We start from the raw sequence: 15,469 nt of genomic DNA, 5'->3' as shown, positions 1-15,469 counted from the left end.
CTTTACCTTCTATGAAACAACAACGCTGCGGAACTCTTCTTGTTCGAGCTCTTCTTGATACTGCACTTGGCGTGCTTGCTCAGCGATTTCTTGTTCGTTTAATTGAATGAATTTTTCTTTGGTTTTATGGGCGGCCAGAGCTTCTTGCTTTCTTTCCTTGAGTCGCTGGTTCTCTTGTTCTAATGCCTTTTTTTCTTCTGCGGCTCGTTGTTTTAAATCGGCCTCTCTTTCCCTTAACAGCGCGATTTCTTGCCGCAATATTTCAAGTTCTTTTAGAACGACGGTTTTCTGTTTGGCTTTCGCAAAGCGCCGTTCTTCTTCCTCTTCGCGCCATTGACGATAATCAACGACAGACTGTTCCGCCTTTCGGAGTGAGGATCGTGCGTTATTGACTCGATACTCTTGTTGCTGAACCGCGCGATCGGCACGGTCGGCACGAATTTTTTTTATCTCCAGCAATTGCTCGATCATAAGCCTGCAAGCCCACGCAGCTGTGTGACGGTCTCTTCGAGTTCACTTGGCTCGTGCGTGCCTTGGCGCAAGAACGCTCGGATATCATCTCCCTGTGCGATGGCCATATCCGCGCGACTGTCAGCGCCGTGTTGGTACTCACCAATTTTTATCAGCAGTTCGACTTCTTCATATTTGGCCAGCATTTCACGCATGTGAGCAGCGGACGCTTGATGAGTTTTATCGACGATTTGATTCATCACACGACTGGCTGAACGAAGCACATCAATGGCTGGATAGTGGTTCATCGCCGCCAGTTTGCGAGAAAGAATGATGTGACCATCGAGTATCGAACGGGTCTCATCGGCCACTGGCTCAGTCATATCGTCACCTTCCACAAGTACGGTATACAGCGCGGTGATGGAGCCTTTGTCTGATTGACCTGCACGTTCCATCAGTTTTGGTAGTGCGGCAAAAACAGAAGGCGGATAGCCTCGTCGTGTTGGTGGCTCGCCAGCTGCCAAGCCGATTTCACGTTGAGCTCGGGCAAAACGCGTCACCGAATCCATCAGCAGCAGAACACGCTTACCTTGGTCGCGGAAGTACTCCGCGATGGAAGTCGCGACGAACGCCGCTTTGGCACGTTCCATTGCTGGCCTGTCTGAGGTTGCGACAACAAGTACTGACCTTGCCATGCCTTCTTCGCCAAGGTCGTGTTCGATAAATTCTCTTACTTCACGGCCCCTTTCACCGATGAGGGCAAGCACGGTTACATCGACATCGGCAGAGCGAATAAGCTTGGCGAGTAGGGTACTTTTACCGCCGCCAGCCGCAGCAAAAATGCCCATCCTTTGTCCTTCACCACAGGTGAGCAATCCGTCGATGGAACGCACGCCCATCGAAATCGGCTTTTCAATCAGTTTTCTCTGCATTGGTGGCGGCGCATCACGATAAACCGGATACCAAGCGCTCGGTTCAATGCTTTGAGAACCATCGAATGGGCGGCCCAGGCCATCGAGAATTTTCCCTAACAGATGATCGCCAACGCCGACTTCGTGCATTTTTCCGAGCGGGCTCACTTCGGTATTGGAGGAAATACCAAACATGTTGCCAAGTGGGGTAAGCAACGCATGGTGTTGCTGAAACCCCACCACTTCCGCAAGCAGAGACAAGGTTTGATCGGGATTTCGTAGCTCACAAAGCTCGCCGACACGAACACCAGGCACAACGGCTTTGATGATGGTGCCAGTCACTTGAGTCACGCGACCGCGGATTTGGATCAAACGCGTTTGCTTGATGGCCGATTGTTGAGTTTCGGTGATGTATGAGAAGTCGTTCAATTTAAGAAAACATGCGCAATAACTGATGATGGGAGAATAGAAAGGATGGCGCCGTATTTATAGTGACTATTGGTCGGGAGTTTTTAGAAACAATAAATAAGCCTAACAAAAACACGTCTGATTTTGACAGCCGATTAAAAATGCAATTCCTATAATTCGCTCATATTGTAGGAAGGAGTGCAAATCAATGAGCACTATCAATAGCCAAATTTTAACGGGCAACAAATTTGATGCGCCAATTCGAAGTAACCTTGAGTCTTCCCGCACGGGAGCCTCAGTCAATGGTAATTATCGAGGTGAAACTGTCCGCGTACACAATGCAACTCAGTCGTTGTTTGATGCGATGGAAGAGCTGACGGCGTTAGGTTCAGAAAAAGCAGAAAAAGATCTCACGAAACGTAAAGTGAAAGACGGCAGCATTCGCGTGAATGAAGCGCATGAGCTGGTCTCTGATTACCTAAGAAAAGTGCCTGATCTTGAAAAGAACCAAAAGATCAAAGACCTTGCTACCAAAATGGCAAGCGGCAACTTATCAACGATTGCTCAGTTACAGGCGTACCTCAACAACGGATTCTCTGAAGAGAAGAGCCATCAGTACCTCGCGCTGCAAGCAGTGAAAAAGTTCCTCTGCGCCAACCCTGAAAGTAAGAACTTATTGGCGCTGATAGACCAAGCCATTCTGACCTTTGAGCAAAACCCGGACTCTTGGGCTCAGATTGATACTGAAATTCGTGTTTCAAGCTTCGCGGATGAATACAGCCAAGAGCAAGGCTTTAGCAGTTTGCACCAATTGCGTGGTTTCTATCGCGACACGGTACATAGCTACCAAGGTTTAGGCTCAGCATACAAGGATGTGGTTGAGCGTTTTGGTGCAAAAGAGGTCTCCACGGCGGTCGACTTTATGTTGCAGGGCATGAGCGCAGACTTGAGCGTTCAAGGTAGCAATATTGACTCCGTTAAGCTTCAGCTTCTGATGTCCGATATGCAAAAGCTTAAGACGTTGAATACGCTTCAAGACCAAGTTAGCAACCTCTACCAGATGTTCAAACCTCAGCAGGCAAACTATGGCTTATCAAGTTACTGATTTGATGTCAGACGTCATCGCTTTGGTTGAACAGCGTTGGGTGGGAAGTGCCGAGATATGGAACCTAGTGAACGCCATGGAGTTGGCGTCCACGGAGCGAAAAATCAGCTTTTTTAGGGAACTGCACAAATTGATTCGCCATATTCCAATTGATGTATTTAACGATGAAGAACAGCGACAAAACCTAATACAAGCTGTGCAAAAAGCGCTTGATGAAGCGATTGATTTAGAAGAAGAGGAAATGTGGGACGATGAATTGGATTGATGCGTCAGTGGATGATTTTTGCCGAGGAATGGGGCTTGAAGCGGTGGACTTCTCGTCCGCAGGACGCGTTCAACTGAGCTTCGAGCAAAGCGGCACTCTGCATATCGAGAAGCATCAGGACTGCCTGTTTCTTATGCTGGCGAAACCGCTGCCTTGGCACCAGTCGAATGAGCCGATTAAAAAGGCGTTGAGTTTTTGCCATGCAGGTCAAGGTTGGCCATTCCTCATTAAGACCGGGTTATTGGATGAACAGACCCTGGTCTTCTCTGCACAAATTGAAGGGGATGAAGTGACCTTGCCAACCATCGAGCAAGCGTTCGCTCTACTGGTTCGTTTACATAAAGATGTGGCGGATTCATGAGTCGCATTAGTACGTTAAACGTTGGTATTGAGGGCTTTACTCACGTTTCGCTTGAGCAAGTTGAAAACGACTTCCCACAGCGTTTTCAGCTGTTGCCTGATGGTCAAGCCATCGCGACGCACTTAGAGAAACTGTACGAGCTTCGCCCCTCTGAGCAGTACTTGATGTCACTTGCCAAGCCAAAGTTGACGCATTCGGAGCTACTTCGCCCAGACAAATACCGTCAACAGTTTGATACCACTCAGCAGCGGCTTCAGGAATTGGCGCAGAAAAATGGTTCGCATGCGCTCAATCAGGCACTGGAAACACTGCAAAGTACCCAATTAGACCAACGTTATCTCACCATGGCGTTGAATCTACTGATTCAGGTTTAAGCCCCATGTTGCAAACGAAAGACGTGGAGCTGTTGCTTATCCACGCTGCACTCCAAGTTCAATATCAAAAGCCGGAACAAGCGATTACCTTGCTTGATGCACTGCTGGAAATCGAACCTCAGCATCAAGAAGCTCGCCAAACATTAGCAGTAGCATGCCTGAATTCAGGTCGATACACACGTTCAATCGAGCTGTGTGAAAGCTTATTGAAAACCGAACATTCAAATAAAGCCGGTTTGTGGTTTTGCCTAAGCCAAGCTCGCTGGAAACAACAGGATGTTGAAGGTGCCCGCCACGCACATCGACGTTATCTACAATCCCTAAATAGTGAATCAAATGAATAAGTTGATCGACATTCTAAACAAAGCCGGACAGCGTAAAGACATCATGCTTGCCGTGATGCTACTTGCGATCGTCTTTATGATGATTTTGCCTCTACCGACGGCACTAGTGGACGTTTTGATCGGTACCAACATGAGTATTGCGGTCGTCTTATTGATGTTGGCTATCTACATCACCACACCGCTAGAATTCTCTGCATTCCCAGCCGTGCTTTTGATCACTACTTTATTTCGCTTGTCGCTTTCTATTACGACAACGCGACTTATCCTGCTGCAAGGCGATGCAGGTCAGATCGTATACACCTTTGGTAACTTCGTGGTCGGTGGTAACTTGGTGGTCGGTATTGTTGTTTTCCTGATCATCACCATTGTTCAATTTATGGTGATCACCAAAGGCTCTGAAAGGGTTGCGGAAGTCAGCGCTCGATTCTCTCTTGATGCGATGCCGGGTAAGCAGATGAGTATCGACGGCGATATGCGCGCTGGGGTTATTGATGTTCATGAGGCGCGTCACCGCCGTTCATTGATAGAAAAAGAAAGCCAAATGTATGGCTCGATGGACGGTGCGATGAAGTTCGTGAAAGGCGACTCAATCGCGGGCCTGATTATCATCGTGGTGAACATTCTCGGTGGTGTCACCATCGGTGTGACTCAAAAGGGCATGTCTGCCTCTGAGGCACTTGAGTTGTTCGCAATCCTGACCGTCGGTGATGGTCTGGTGTCGCAGATCCCGGCACTGTTTATCGCTATCACGGCCGGCATCATCGTTACCCGAGTTTCAAACGAGGACTCTTCTGACTTAGGCTCAGATATTGGTGGTCAGGTGACTGCTCAGCCAAGAGCTTTGTTAGTTGGTGGCGTTCTGCTCATCTTGTTTGCTCTTATTCCGGGCTTCCCGAAGGTTACCTTCCTGGTTCTTGCCGCGATTGTTGGCGGTGGTGGCTTCTTCTTGTTCTACCAACAGAAAAAACAAAGCGAATCCGACAGTTCTGACTTGCCTAGCTTCGTTGCCCAAGGAGCTGGTTCGCCAGCGGCTAAGCCTAATAAACCGACGCCATCTCGCAACAGCAAAGGCAAGCTGGGTGAGCAAGAAGAGTTTGCGATGACAGTACCGCTGCTTATCGACTTAGATTCTCGCTTACAAGAGAGTTTAGAAGCCGTGGCTCTGAATGATGAGCTTGCACGAGTCAGGCGCGCGCTTTATCTCGATCTCGGTGTGCCGTTCCCCGGTATTCACTTACGCTTCAACGAAGGAATGAGTAACGGCGAGTACTTGATTCAATTGCAAGAAGTGCCAGTTGCTCGCGGCCGAATTGAAAGCGAAAAACTGCTGGTGACCGAAGGTAATGAACAGATTGATTTGCTGGGCGTACCTTACGAAAAAGATGATGATTTTCTACCGGGCATTACGAGCATTTGGGTCGATCAAAGTCATCACGAAAAACTGCAAAATAGTCACGTGGGCTTTCTGACCCCCGATCGCATTCTGACTTATCACTTGTCTCACGTTTTGAAAGAGTACGCACAAGACTTCATCGGTATTCAAGAGACCCGCTATCTGCTTGAGCAAATGGAAGGCAGCTATTCCGAACTGGTAAAAGAAGCGCAGCGTATTGTGCCTCTGCAAAAGATGACGGAAATCCTGCAGCGTTTGGTTTCTGAAGACATTTCTATTCGTAATTTACGAGTGATTTTAGAAGCCATGGTTGAGTGGGGCCAGAAAGAGAAAGACGTGGTACAGCTGACGGAATATATCCGCTCGAGCTTGAAACGCTATATCTGTTACAAGTACGCCAGCGGTCAAAACATGCTGCCAGCCTATCTGTTGGATCAGAGTTTGGAGGATACGATCCGTAACGGCATTCGTCAGACTTCTGCGGGCAGTTACTTGGCGCTGGACCCTTCTGTGACACAGCAATTTGTCAGCGACGTTAAGCAAACCATTGGTGATTTAAGCCGCATGCCAAATAAACCTGTGCTGGTGGTGTCGATGGACGTGCGCCGTTACGTACGCAAACTGATTGAATCTGAATACTACGAGTTGCCGGTGTTGTCGTTCCAAGAGCTGACGCAACAAATCAATATTCAACCGCTTGGCAGGGTAGGTATGTGATGGAATGCCTTCTCACTGAGTCTCTAGTGGCGTCAGGCATCGAAGTGACGCCCTACTTTTGGCAGAAAAGCACCATCTTACTTGGTCATCGTTATGAATGTGATGGGATGGAGCTGGTCTTTCGTGTCGAAGAGGGCGAAATCATCATCGTATTGCTGCGAAGAATCAGCCCAAACCAAGGTCTAAGCAACCCTTTCTCCGCGCTATTTATGCTCGCAGAACATGCCATCCGTTTGTACCCGCTCGACTGGGCTATTCGTGGCAACGTTGATGTATTGCGAGGTAGCAACATGAGCAGCCAGCGGTTAGCACAATTCTACTTACGAGCCTGCGGCGCGAGCCACGATGAACAAGAAGATTGGTACTTCCTGCGCCTCAGTGATTACCGCCCACTTAAAAAGAGAAAAAAGTAAAAACTCTCGACTGTTACTGACAGCATCCCAGAGATGCTTCGCTTTAAGATAGGACCCAAGATGAAGCAACCCTTTACTGAAACCATTGAAAACTCAGAACTTGCTATTCGCAATGCAGAAGACAGGACTGACGTATTCAATGAACTACTCGAAGGATTAGGCGTTGGTCCGGTAGCAGGCAACATTCTGCTCGATGGGTTAAATGCTTCGCCTCAATTGATGAAACAAGCAGAGCATGAGCTGCTTGAAGAAGTACAACGCCGCAGACAACAACAGCATCAGCCACAAGCCGCGAGCACCAAAGGCACTAGGCGCAAGCGACCGACCATGATGCGTGGCATGGTGATCTAGAGGTTTTTACATGACGGATATGACAACCATGAACTCCATCACCGGAGTTCTCAATACAACAGCCAATCGTGATTCTCAGATCGCATTCCAGCAGAGTTTGGTTAAGACCCTTTCTCCCATTCTAAGCGATGCCCATATCGACCCGAATCAATTAGAGTCATTGATTCGCCAATTACCCATGGTCGTTGGGCGTACGGAACAAGAAAGCTTGGATCTTTATGCCGATTCATTGGACACCTTGTTAAAGAAGCAAGGTGCCTTTACTGGGACTGCTGCCGCTGAGACCGCTGCGCATTGGATGCAGTCACTGCAACACCAAGCGTTGAATGGTCAGATCGCACCTAAAGAAGTGGAGATGGGCGTTAATACTACGCTCGCACATCAATTCCAATCTTGGTTTAGCACACAGCTAAAAGACAAGGTCGACAGCTCGCTTCCGACCGATTTTGTCGCTAATTTCCGTTTGGGAAGCCAGAGTAACCAAGCACTGCAAATTGAGGCTTTAGATACGAGCGCTCTTAAAGCAGCAACGGCAGAGATTAGCTCGTTTGTAAATGCACTGGCAGTGCAGATGAGTACGAGTGAGGTTCGTGAGAGTGCTATTCCGTTCTTGCGAAATGCCTTTGGTAATCTTGGTTCGGTCAACCTTAATGAGATTAAGAATTCAGATTACTTCTTAACAGAAGAAAGCTTTAGAGCTGCTGTTACCGCTCAACTTGTTGCCTCTTTCAATAGCATTGGGATCACCATCAGCACCGCTGATGCACAGGCCTTGGCGAACAAGATTGCTTGGATTCCAGGCATGTCTGAGCAGGAACTTACTGATGCGCTAAATGGCTTAGCGACACAAGTAAAAGGACAGTTTGAAAATGCTTACGGCGCTGGTGGTGTTGCTCAACTGCAAACCATCCTTGATGACGAGATCGCGAGAATAAAATCGGATCCTAGTGCGATCACCTTATCGAGTTTGTTCTCCAATATAGCCATTGCGCTTATCAACACTCAGATCGGTGCGTTCTATAAAGGCTTGCTCGATGTTCAGGTCACTCAAACAACACCGGAGCAACTTGAGCGGATTAAACAAAACACCGCACAAGATATCCGACTCCTTTTCGACAAAATAGTCGCAGGCCAAGACATCGGGACGGATTTCATTGCACGTCATCAAAAAATGATGGAGAACCTAGAAAAACTCAATGATCGCTTGGGCAAAATCACACCAGAGGAAATTAGCAGTAAAGAAGTGAATGCTGAGCACGCATTGACCGCTATTGACCTACTGTCGGTGATTGAATCTAGTATCGGTGACCGCTTTGATGAACGCGTCTTGTTTGCTCTAAACGAGCGCCGAGTCGACCGCCTTGAAAAGCGTAACGAGCAAAAAGAACAACTCGAAGATCTAACGATCCAATTGAAAGTATTTAGTGTTGTTCAGTCAAAAATACACTCGACCCAAAGTGTTGATGGCACTTACAAGCCGGGTGACGCAGCGAATAACTTTAAAGCCAGCGATTTTGGCTACGACAATGATGCGGCGTTTAAGGCTTCTCCTGAATACAAATACTTAAAAGATAACAACATCACTAACCATAAAGACTTTTTAGTAAAGCAGGGAATGGAAGTTGGAAGCGACTCTTTCAAAGGGGACAAGCTGTCTAATTTCTCCAGTTCTGTCACCGCAGAATCTAAAGTGCTCAACGATGAAGTGCAGATTAAAACGACCGAGTTAAACGACACCAGTTCTCAGTACAACGCCACCGTTGAAGCGATGAACAAATTTGTTCAGAAGTACCACAGTATTTTACAAGAAATCCTACGAGCCCTTTAAGGATAAATAACCATGACTACACAAAACGCGCCAACTGACCCATCTCAAATGCAAGCGGAGGAACTCCTTTCATTTTTGGAAGAGGGGGGCACGCTAAAAATGCTGCACGATGTATCAGCAGATACCATCGAGCACATTTACGCGGTTGGGTACAACTTTTTCCAGTCAGGAAAAATAGAGCAGGCTGCTAAGGTATTTCAGCTGCTTAGCATGCTTGATCACTATCAAGCGCGATTTTTCATTGGTTTGGGCGCGGCTCGTCAGGAACTGGGTGAGTACCTGCAGGCGCTTGACGCCTACAGCTACGCTGCGCTTGTGGACGTTAATGATCCACGCCCACCTTTCCACTCTGCAGAATGTCACCTCAAGCTTGAGCAACTGACGGAAGCGGAGAGTGGGTTTTACAGCGCGAAGGAGATGTCTGCTGGGAAATCAGAGTATGCAGACTTGCATCAACGAGCAGGCATCATGTTAGAAGCGGTGAGAAACAAAAGGAGTAACTAGAATATGAGTTCTATTGCACTTGACCGCATTCAGAATCAGGTCTTTGCGCCTGATTCTGACCAAACTACGTTAAACAAGGTTAACAAGACCGCTGCTCATGCATCGCCGTCAGTAACCGTTGAAAACGTAAAAGGTAAAGATGCTGAAGCATTGAACACCGGTAAGGTAAAAGTTCAGCTTGATGCACCAAATGCCGTAGTCAGCGATAAGGTAAATGACCTTACGCTTAAAGCCATGGAACAGCTACAAAAAATCGTAGACTCGATTGCCAAGGTTTTACACGCGGTTGCCGACAGTACGGGCTCGCTAGCAGTGAAAATCATCTCAGGTTATGCAGATGATTTTGAAGTTGAACTGGCTGCTATCACAGACAAACTGAAAAGCGCTCAAAACGAGCTCAAAATTCAGGAAGTGAAGGTAGCGAAAGCGAAGCACGAACAAGAGATGGCAGAAAACCTAGAGAAGATCAAAGAGTCTGAAGCGGCAGCGAAAGAAGCACAAAAGTCGGGCTTAGCTTCTAAGATCTTCGGTTGGGTTAGCGCTGTGGTTTCTATTGTCGTTGGTGCAATCATGGTGGCGACGGGTGTTGGTGCGGCAGCTGGCGCATTAATGATCGCGGGCGGAGTGTTGGGCGCGGTTAGCATGGTTCTGCAAGAACCTGCTGTTCAAGAGGCGATGAAAGAGGCCGGAATTAACGTTGATATACTTAACAAGGTCGTCAAGGCGTTAGAGATTGCGACTGCCATCATTGGCGCTGTAGTCACATTTGGTGGCGCATTAGCGGGGGGAGTTGCGAAGTTGGCGGCGAAAAGTGCAAGTTCAATTGCACAAAAAGTAACCGATATCGCAACCAAAGCGGCGACAAACATGGCGAAAATTGCCGATATGGGTTCTAAAGCGGCGACAACCACCGCGAAGGCGTTCCGTTACAGTGCTGAGACCGTCGACCTTACTGTTAACGTAGGTAAGGGGACCACGGACAGTATTCATGCCGCGAACAATGCGCATGTAACGGAAATCCAAGCTGACATTACAGATTTAAGGGCGAAGATGACGCTTAGCCAAGCGGTGATCGACAAACTTAAAGAAGAAATCGCCAAGCTGATGGAAGATTTCCAAGAGCTGATGAGTGTCATCATGCAGATGATTCAGGCGAAAGGCGAAACGATGCAAGCGGTAATGAGTCGTCCAACGACGGTTTAAGGAGCAGCTATGTTAGATAAAATTAGTAATACTGGACGCGCTGACCTTTACGGTTTGGGTGAACTAGGCAAAACAACTCAGACAGAGAAAACGTCTGAGACTAAAACCGAAGCTGCTGCTATCCGTAGCAGCAATGATAGTGCAGTAACGGGTGCGAAGAACTACCAATTAGATGGGCCAAAAGCGCCTGCGATTGGCGATCAAGCGCGTGTGGTAGAAAAGCTGATGAGCGCGTTGGCTCCAACCGTAAATCTATTAATGCAAACCACAGAAAAAGCACTGAATGGTGAGCAAGTGGTTAAGTCACCATCGGATACCATTTCGCAATCACTGTCTCTGATTACTCTGCTTTACCAAGTGTCTAAGCTAAGCCGTGAGCAACAGGTCCTGCAACGTGAAATTGCCGTTGAAGCAAACGTTGCAAGCATCAAGAGCCAAGCGGAAGAGTTGAACAACTCTGCTAAAGCGATGATCGCGATGGCGGTAGTATCAGGCGTATTGGCTGGTGTGACTGCTATTATCGGTGCCGTGGGTTCTTTCAAAGCGGGTAAAGAAATCAAGGCAGAAGTCGCGGGCAACAATGTATTGAAGACGCAAAAAGCAGGCTTTGATCAGGTTGAAGAGTTAATGGGCAATACTAACTTGTCGAAAACTCAGCAAGATCAAGTGAGACGTGCTCATGCGTTCGCAAAAGATAGCATTACTGACACGACAAATACTTTGGCTAGTGGTGGCCGCAAGTTCGACAAGATGATGGGCGCAAACCAATCAAAGAACGCGGTACTGCAGGGACTTGGCCAAATGGCGAATTCAGCTGCAAATGTGGAGCAAACGAAAGCTCAAGCTCGAAGCAAAGAGGATGAGGTATTAGCAACTCGTGCTCAAGCAGACAAACAGAGAGCCGATGAAAACATTGGCTTCCAAGAAGGTTTGCTAAAAGAGCTGCGTGAGCTTTTCCGCTCTATCGCTGATAGTCAAAACCAAGCATGGCGTGCCTCTATCCCTACGGTATAGGTTTGCTATCAATCATCAAGGCGCTGGGAATACAGCGCCTTTTTTATGGAAAGAAGAAATAAATTACACGCGCTCAACCAAGCCAAATTTCTTGAAAAAATCGGATAGGTCGAGTGTCGCTAGATCTTTAAATTCACCAGCGTCATAGAAGCGACCTTTACACGTAGGACAGCTTTCAAACCAGATATGAGGCTGTTTTGGATCGACTAATCGAAGCAGTTGATTGTTTGGGCATACAGGGCAATCGATACGATCAATCGCATTGAAGGCTTTTCCGATTTCTTCGTCACCTGAATCAATCACATCAGCTAACGGCTTCATCGCTTCCACTTCGTAAGCATCGATCCATAAACCTTTACATTCAGTGCAGCGTTCAACATCGCCTAGCGGAGTTTGCAGTTGTTCAAAGTCAGAATTGCATTTTGGGCATTGCATTTTGTTTTTCCTTTTTATTTTCTAAAGAGAAGTGAGCCTAGTACTCCCAGCTCTCTTTGACGACAAATCAAAATACGACATCTCTCGTGCCATACGTTTTGAATCTTTTTAAGTTGTTGAAATTGTTTTCTTAGCAAAGACGAGTCCATGATTGCTTGAGCCTAACTAGCAGCGTTCTCGGTGATGAATTCTTTTTAGAGAGCTTCTATCTCCGTTAAATGTCACGCTTTTGAATGAATCCGTTTGTTCATAAACTCATTGCTTATTTGAATGTGTTAAAAGGTATTGAAAAGTTATTTGAATTGAAAGGGTTGGCACGTCGAAGTGAGACGAGTAACCGAACAATCCTATAAATTTGAAAGGTCAGGGAGGTGGCTAAGAGTGAAGGTTGGTGTAGTTCAGATGAGGATGAGTTGGACGGTCCGAGAAAATCTAAAAACAATCATTTCTCATGTTGAGAATATGAGGGCGTTAGATGCTCTGGTTTTCCCTGAACTCAGCCTTAGCGGTTTCCATCGCAACATCAAACAGGAATCGGAGCCTCAAACTATTAATCACGCTATTCAGACGTTATGCGAGCTTGCTTTCGATTACAAGACCACGCTTTTTATTGGTGCGCCGTTAACGGAAGGCGAGTGTATATTTAACAGCTACCTATGTATCGATGTTAATGGTGACGTCTTGGCGCAATGGAATAAAGTAGGGCTAACGGAAAGTGAGGCCAAGTTCTTTGCAAGAGGCGAAAGACGTGAGCTGCTTAACTTGGCGCAATCATCAATAACGAGTGTCATGTGTCGAGAGGTTGATGACATCGAATGGTTTTTATCTGAGGTACAAGAACAAGCCAGTTTGATCCTTTGGCCTAGTTACATTGGTCAACAATCACAAGAGCAGCAAACACAGGGCTACTACGAGCGAGCATCTCTTATTGCAAAAGAAGCGGGCGCCTTCGTCGTGCAATGCAATTGGCCTCATGCCTTGAATGACCCAAATTTGAGAGGGATGGGAGGGAGTCACATTTATGATGATTCTGGCCAATGTATATACACAATGCCCTTTGATAAAGAGTCAGTCTGTATCTTGGGTTTGAACCAAGGAACGATAGAGCTTGTAGAGTAGGGCATAAAGCAAGATATTGATAACCTTATTTCAATATACAATAAAGAAATAAATAGTTAGTAAATTCTTATTTAGTGTTATTTATTATATGGTTTAAGTTAAAACAAAAAGTTATAGTTAATATAACTTTTTGTTTTAATCTTATCTTTTTTAATTTCCTATCCAATTTGGAAAGATGATATTTCCTTGTTTGTTTTAACTTCTCTATATCATTATATCGATAAAGCTTGAGTAATCATTTTCACTCAAGTTATTAGAAAGACACTATTTCAATAATAGAGTAAGAGAGGTTAGTTATGAAAAGGCTGATAATCCTGGGTCTTGCAGTTTGCTTTGGTAACGCAGCAGTTGCTGGTGAAGGCACATACACGGGTACGATCGATATGACTATGCCGCAGGGCAATCAAGTGAAGTATGAGCGTGTGGCTGACTCTAATATCAAGTTAAAAGGGCGGAATGAAGCTCGTGCTGGTGGCTTAGTCACTAAGAGCCAAGTGGATGAATCTCAGCCTATAGAGTTGAGAGGCCGTAGCTAAATACTCAATATTAATTCTGAAACGGTGGACGTATTGAATATATCTGCCGTCAATTTCTATATATAAACAATGCTGTTCTGAAACATGGGTAGTGAGTCTCCTTTTCCTTTTTAAATATTTATTGATTCACTCAACCAAGAACCATTATAGAAATAATATTATGAAGATAAATAAATCTACTCTCACGCTCGCGATGGTGGCCGCCACATCATCAGTAGCAGCCCATGCGACTTCTAAACCTAATATGCTAGTTATATTTGGGGACGATGTCGGTTATGGCAATATTTCTGCTTATAACCAAGGTATGTTGGGTTATGAGACGCCAAATATCGACCGCATTGCACAAGAAGGGGCGCTATTTACAACTTACTATGCTCAACAGTCGTGCACTGCGGGTCGCAGCACTTTCATCACCGGTCAAATGCCGGCTCGCACTGGCTTAACGAAAGTTGGTCTGCCGGGCGCCGCGCAAGGCATGCAGATGCAAGACATCACCATGGCGACAGCTTTAAAAGACATGGGGTATGCAACGGGCCAGTTTGGTAAGAACCACTTGGGTGACAAAGACGATATGTTGCCAACCAATCATGGTTTTGATGAGTTTATGGGTAATCTGTATCACTTAAATGCAGAAGAAGAGCCCGAGAATCCTGATTACCCGAAAGACCCGGAGTTTCGTAAAAACTTTGGCCCGCGTGGCGTTATCCACTCTTACGCCGATGGCAAAATTGAAGACACAGGGCCACTCACGCGCAAACGTATGGAAACGGTCGATGAAGAGACCCTTGATGCTGCGATGAACTTTATGGAGCGTCAGGTCAAAGCGGATAAGCCATTCTTCTTGTGGTACAACGCAACGCGTATGCACATCAGTACTCACGTTAAAGCTGAGCACCGTACAACAGGGCTTGGGGAATACGCAGATGGTATGGTTGAGCACGACAACATGGTAGGTGATTTGCTCGATAAGCTTGATGACTTGAAGATCGCGGACAACACCATTGTTATTTACACCACGGATAATGGCCCAATGAATGCGACATGGCCAGATGCGGCATTTAGCCCATTCCGTGGTGAGAAGAACACGGGTTGGGAAGGAGGCTTCCGCGTACCTGCAATGATTCGTTGGCCTGGTCATATTCAGCCAAACACCAAGCTGAATGATATGTTCGCGAGTGAAGACTGGTTCCCAACCTTACTCTCGATTGCAGGCAACGACACCATTAAGCAAGACTTACTAAAGGGGTACAAGTCTTCTTCGGCAGACCAGACTTACAAAAACCATCTTGATGGTTACAACCAAGTTGATTTTATTACGGGCAGAACAGACAAATCAGCCCGTGACGAGTTCTTCTATTGGTCTGACGATGGCGAGCTTCTAGCGATGCGTGACAAACGCTTCAAGATGCACTTCAAGATCCAAGAACATGAAGGCTGGGAAGTGTGGACCAAAGAATTAACGAATCTGCGCCTTCCTATGATTTTCGATCTTCAAGTCGATCCACTTGAGAAGGGCGATCAAGGTTTTGGCTACAAGAAGTGGCAATTTGAGCACGTGTTCTTGTTAGTCCCAGCTCAGCAGAAAGTCGCTGAAATGTTGAAGTCATTTAAAGAGTTTCCTCCAAGACAAGACATTCCGAGCTTCTCCGTCGATAAAGTCATGGAGCAAATGACCAACCTGCGTAAGCTCGAACAAGCCAAAAGCTGATTAAAAAACAAAAGTTGACTAAGAAGAATA

Annotated in this window: 18 protein-coding genes; 15 read left to right on the top strand and 3 right to left on the bottom strand. The window is 46.5% G+C overall.

All coding sequences use genetic code 11. The features are described 5' to 3' along the window. Positions 1-9 precede the first annotated feature (9 nt). Together KHO06_RS12100 and vscN are read right to left on the bottom strand one after the other, a co-directional pair. Positions 10-471, bottom strand: coding sequence for a YscO family type III secretion system apparatus protein (locus KHO06_RS12100; RefSeq protein ID WP_212581658.1), 462 nt, complete (start codon positions 469-471; stop codon positions 10-12). Further along, positions 468-1,790 carry a SctN family type III secretion system ATPase VscN gene (vscN, locus tag KHO06_RS12095; RefSeq protein WP_038892010.1) on the bottom strand — a complete coding sequence of 441 codons (1,323 nt, stop codon included), beginning with the start codon at positions 1,788-1,790 and terminating at the stop codon, positions 468-470. Before vscN ends, KHO06_RS12100 begins: the two co-directional genes overlap by 4 nt. Before the next feature lie 187 nt (positions 1,791-1,977). On the opposite strand from vscN, the gene sctW reads away from it, so the two are divergent. The 12 genes from sctW to vopD are packed head-to-tail and all read left to right on the top strand — an operon-like array spanning position 1,978 to position 11,641. After that, entirely contained in the window at positions 1,978-2,874 is an 897-nt protein-coding gene (sctW, locus tag KHO06_RS12090) for a type III secretion system gatekeeper subunit SctW (RefSeq protein ID WP_212581657.1), read from the top strand. Then, entirely contained in the window at positions 2,855-3,139 is a 285-nt protein-coding gene (locus tag KHO06_RS12085) for a TyeA family type III secretion system gatekeeper subunit (protein WP_005426113.1), read from the top strand. The genes sctW and KHO06_RS12085 overlap by 20 nt, the downstream gene beginning before the upstream one ends. Beyond that, positions 3,126-3,500 (top strand): type III secretion chaperone SycN, encoded by a 375-nt coding sequence (gene sycN / locus KHO06_RS12080; protein WP_005426085.1) that lies wholly within the window; start codon positions 3,126-3,128, stop codon positions 3,498-3,500. Before KHO06_RS12085 ends, sycN begins: the two co-directional genes overlap by 14 nt. Beyond that, a complete protein-coding gene (gene vscX / locus KHO06_RS12075; protein WP_005426245.1) occupies positions 3,497-3,874 on the top strand; it encodes a type III secretion system protein VscX in 378 nt (125 codons plus the stop codon). Before sycN ends, vscX begins: the two co-directional genes overlap by 4 nt. A 5-nt stretch (positions 3,875-3,879) precedes the next feature. Further along, positions 3,880-4,218, top strand: coding sequence for a type III secretion system chaperone VscY (vscY, locus tag KHO06_RS12070; RefSeq protein WP_005426237.1), 339 nt, complete (start codon positions 3,880-3,882; stop codon positions 4,216-4,218). After that, positions 4,202-6,328, top strand: coding sequence for a SctV family type III secretion system export apparatus subunit VcrD (vcrD, locus tag KHO06_RS12065; protein ID WP_086369559.1), 2,127 nt, complete (start codon positions 4,202-4,204; stop codon positions 6,326-6,328). Before vscY ends, vcrD begins: the two co-directional genes overlap by 17 nt. Then, on the top strand, positions 6,328-6,741 hold the full coding sequence (locus KHO06_RS12060; protein WP_005426145.1) for an LcrR family type III secretion system chaperone: 414 nt from the start codon (positions 6,328-6,330) through the stop codon (positions 6,739-6,741). Before vcrD ends, KHO06_RS12060 begins: the two co-directional genes overlap by 1 nt. 60 nt (positions 6,742-6,801) lie before the next feature. Further along, positions 6,802-7,092: an LcrG family type III secretion system chaperone gene (locus tag KHO06_RS12055; protein ID WP_005426293.1), complete on the top strand. Its 291-nt coding sequence runs from the start codon at positions 6,802-6,804 to the stop codon at positions 7,090-7,092. A gap of 10 nt (positions 7,093-7,102) precedes the next feature. After that, positions 7,103-8,920, top strand: coding sequence for a virulence-associated V antigen (locus KHO06_RS12050; protein WP_212581656.1), 1,818 nt, complete (start codon positions 7,103-7,105; stop codon positions 8,918-8,920). 12 nt (positions 8,921-8,932) lie between these two features. Then, a complete protein-coding gene (gene vcrH / locus KHO06_RS12045) occupies positions 8,933-9,424 on the top strand; it encodes a SycD/LcrH family type III secretion system chaperone VcrH (protein ID WP_005426175.1) in 492 nt (163 codons plus the stop codon). A gap of 3 nt (positions 9,425-9,427) precedes the next feature. Further along, complete coding sequence (vopB, locus tag KHO06_RS12040) at positions 9,428-10,627, top strand: type III secretion system translocon subunit VopB (RefSeq protein WP_212581655.1); 1,200 nt, start codon at positions 9,428-9,430, stop codon at positions 10,625-10,627. Between the two features lie 9 nt (positions 10,628-10,636). Then, positions 10,637-11,641 (top strand): type III secretion system translocon subunit VopD, encoded by a 1,005-nt coding sequence (gene vopD / locus KHO06_RS12035; RefSeq protein WP_005426184.1) that lies wholly within the window; start codon positions 10,637-10,639, stop codon positions 11,639-11,641. Between the two features lie 63 nt (positions 11,642-11,704). On the opposite strand, the gene KHO06_RS12030 is transcribed toward vopD, so the two are convergent. Further along, positions 11,705-12,076, bottom strand: a complete 372-nt coding sequence (locus KHO06_RS12030) for a zf-TFIIB domain-containing protein (RefSeq protein ID WP_005528920.1) — start codon at positions 12,074-12,076, stop codon at positions 11,705-11,707. Between the two features lie 381 nt (positions 12,077-12,457). Between KHO06_RS12030 and KHO06_RS12025 the strand changes: the two genes are divergently transcribed. The 3 genes from KHO06_RS12025 to KHO06_RS12015 all read left to right on the top strand — a co-directional run bounded on the left by KHO06_RS12025 (position 12,458) and on the right by KHO06_RS12015 (position 15,439). Continuing rightward, positions 12,458-13,195 (top strand): carbon-nitrogen hydrolase family protein, encoded by a 738-nt coding sequence (locus KHO06_RS12025; RefSeq protein ID WP_212581654.1) that lies wholly within the window; start codon positions 12,458-12,460, stop codon positions 13,193-13,195. 296 nt (positions 13,196-13,491) lie between these two features. Beyond that, the gene (locus tag KHO06_RS12020; protein ID WP_005426150.1) at positions 13,492-13,731 is read left to right on the top strand and encodes a hypothetical protein; all 240 of its coding nucleotides are present in this window, start codon (positions 13,492-13,494) and stop codon (positions 13,729-13,731) included. Between the two features lie 160 nt (positions 13,732-13,891). Next, complete coding sequence (locus KHO06_RS12015; RefSeq protein WP_212581653.1) at positions 13,892-15,439, top strand: arylsulfatase; 1,548 nt, start codon at positions 13,892-13,894, stop codon at positions 15,437-15,439. Positions 15,440-15,469: the final 30 nt, after the last annotated feature.

It is taken from the genome of Vibrio sp. B1FIG11, assembly GCF_905175335.1.
GTDB classification, from domain to species: Bacteria; Pseudomonadota; Gammaproteobacteria; order Enterobacterales; family Vibrionaceae; genus Vibrio; species Vibrio campbellii.
Note: the sequence above shows the minus strand (reverse complement) of the source record. Positions and strands in the feature narration are given on the sequence as shown.

Coding starts and splice junctions, on each gene's coding strand:
- sctW (WP_212581657.1), top strand. CDS start 1,978: ATGAGCACTATCAATAGCCAAATTTTAACGGGCAACAAATTTGATGCG.
- KHO06_RS12020 (WP_005426150.1), top strand. CDS start 13,492: ATGAAAAGGCTGATAATCCTGGGTCTTGCAGTTTGCTTTGGTAACGCA.
- vcrH (WP_005426175.1), top strand. CDS start 8,933: ATGACTACACAAAACGCGCCAACTGACCCATCTCAAATGCAAGCGGAG.
- vscX (WP_005426245.1), top strand. CDS start 3,497: ATGAGTCGCATTAGTACGTTAAACGTTGGTATTGAGGGCTTTACTCAC.
- KHO06_RS12050 (WP_212581656.1), top strand. CDS start 7,103: ATGACGGATATGACAACCATGAACTCCATCACCGGAGTTCTCAATACA.
- vscY (WP_005426237.1), top strand. CDS start 3,880: ATGTTGCAAACGAAAGACGTGGAGCTGTTGCTTATCCACGCTGCACTC.
- KHO06_RS12085 (WP_005426113.1), top strand. CDS start 2,855: ATGGCTTATCAAGTTACTGATTTGATGTCAGACGTCATCGCTTTGGTT.
- KHO06_RS12100 (WP_212581658.1), bottom strand. CDS start 471: ATGATCGAGCAATTGCTGGAGATAAAAAAAATTCGTGCCGACCGTGCC.
- KHO06_RS12055 (WP_005426293.1), top strand. CDS start 6,802: ATGAAGCAACCCTTTACTGAAACCATTGAAAACTCAGAACTTGCTATT.
- KHO06_RS12030 (WP_005528920.1), bottom strand. CDS start 12,076: ATGCAATGCCCAAAATGCAATTCTGACTTTGAACAACTGCAAACTCCG.
- sycN (WP_005426085.1), top strand. CDS start 3,126: ATGAATTGGATTGATGCGTCAGTGGATGATTTTTGCCGAGGAATGGGG.
- KHO06_RS12060 (WP_005426145.1), top strand. CDS start 6,328: ATGGAATGCCTTCTCACTGAGTCTCTAGTGGCGTCAGGCATCGAAGTG.
- vopB (WP_212581655.1), top strand. CDS start 9,428: ATGAGTTCTATTGCACTTGACCGCATTCAGAATCAGGTCTTTGCGCCT.
- vopD (WP_005426184.1), top strand. CDS start 10,637: ATGTTAGATAAAATTAGTAATACTGGACGCGCTGACCTTTACGGTTTG.
- KHO06_RS12015 (WP_212581653.1), top strand. CDS start 13,892: ATGAAGATAAATAAATCTACTCTCACGCTCGCGATGGTGGCCGCCACA.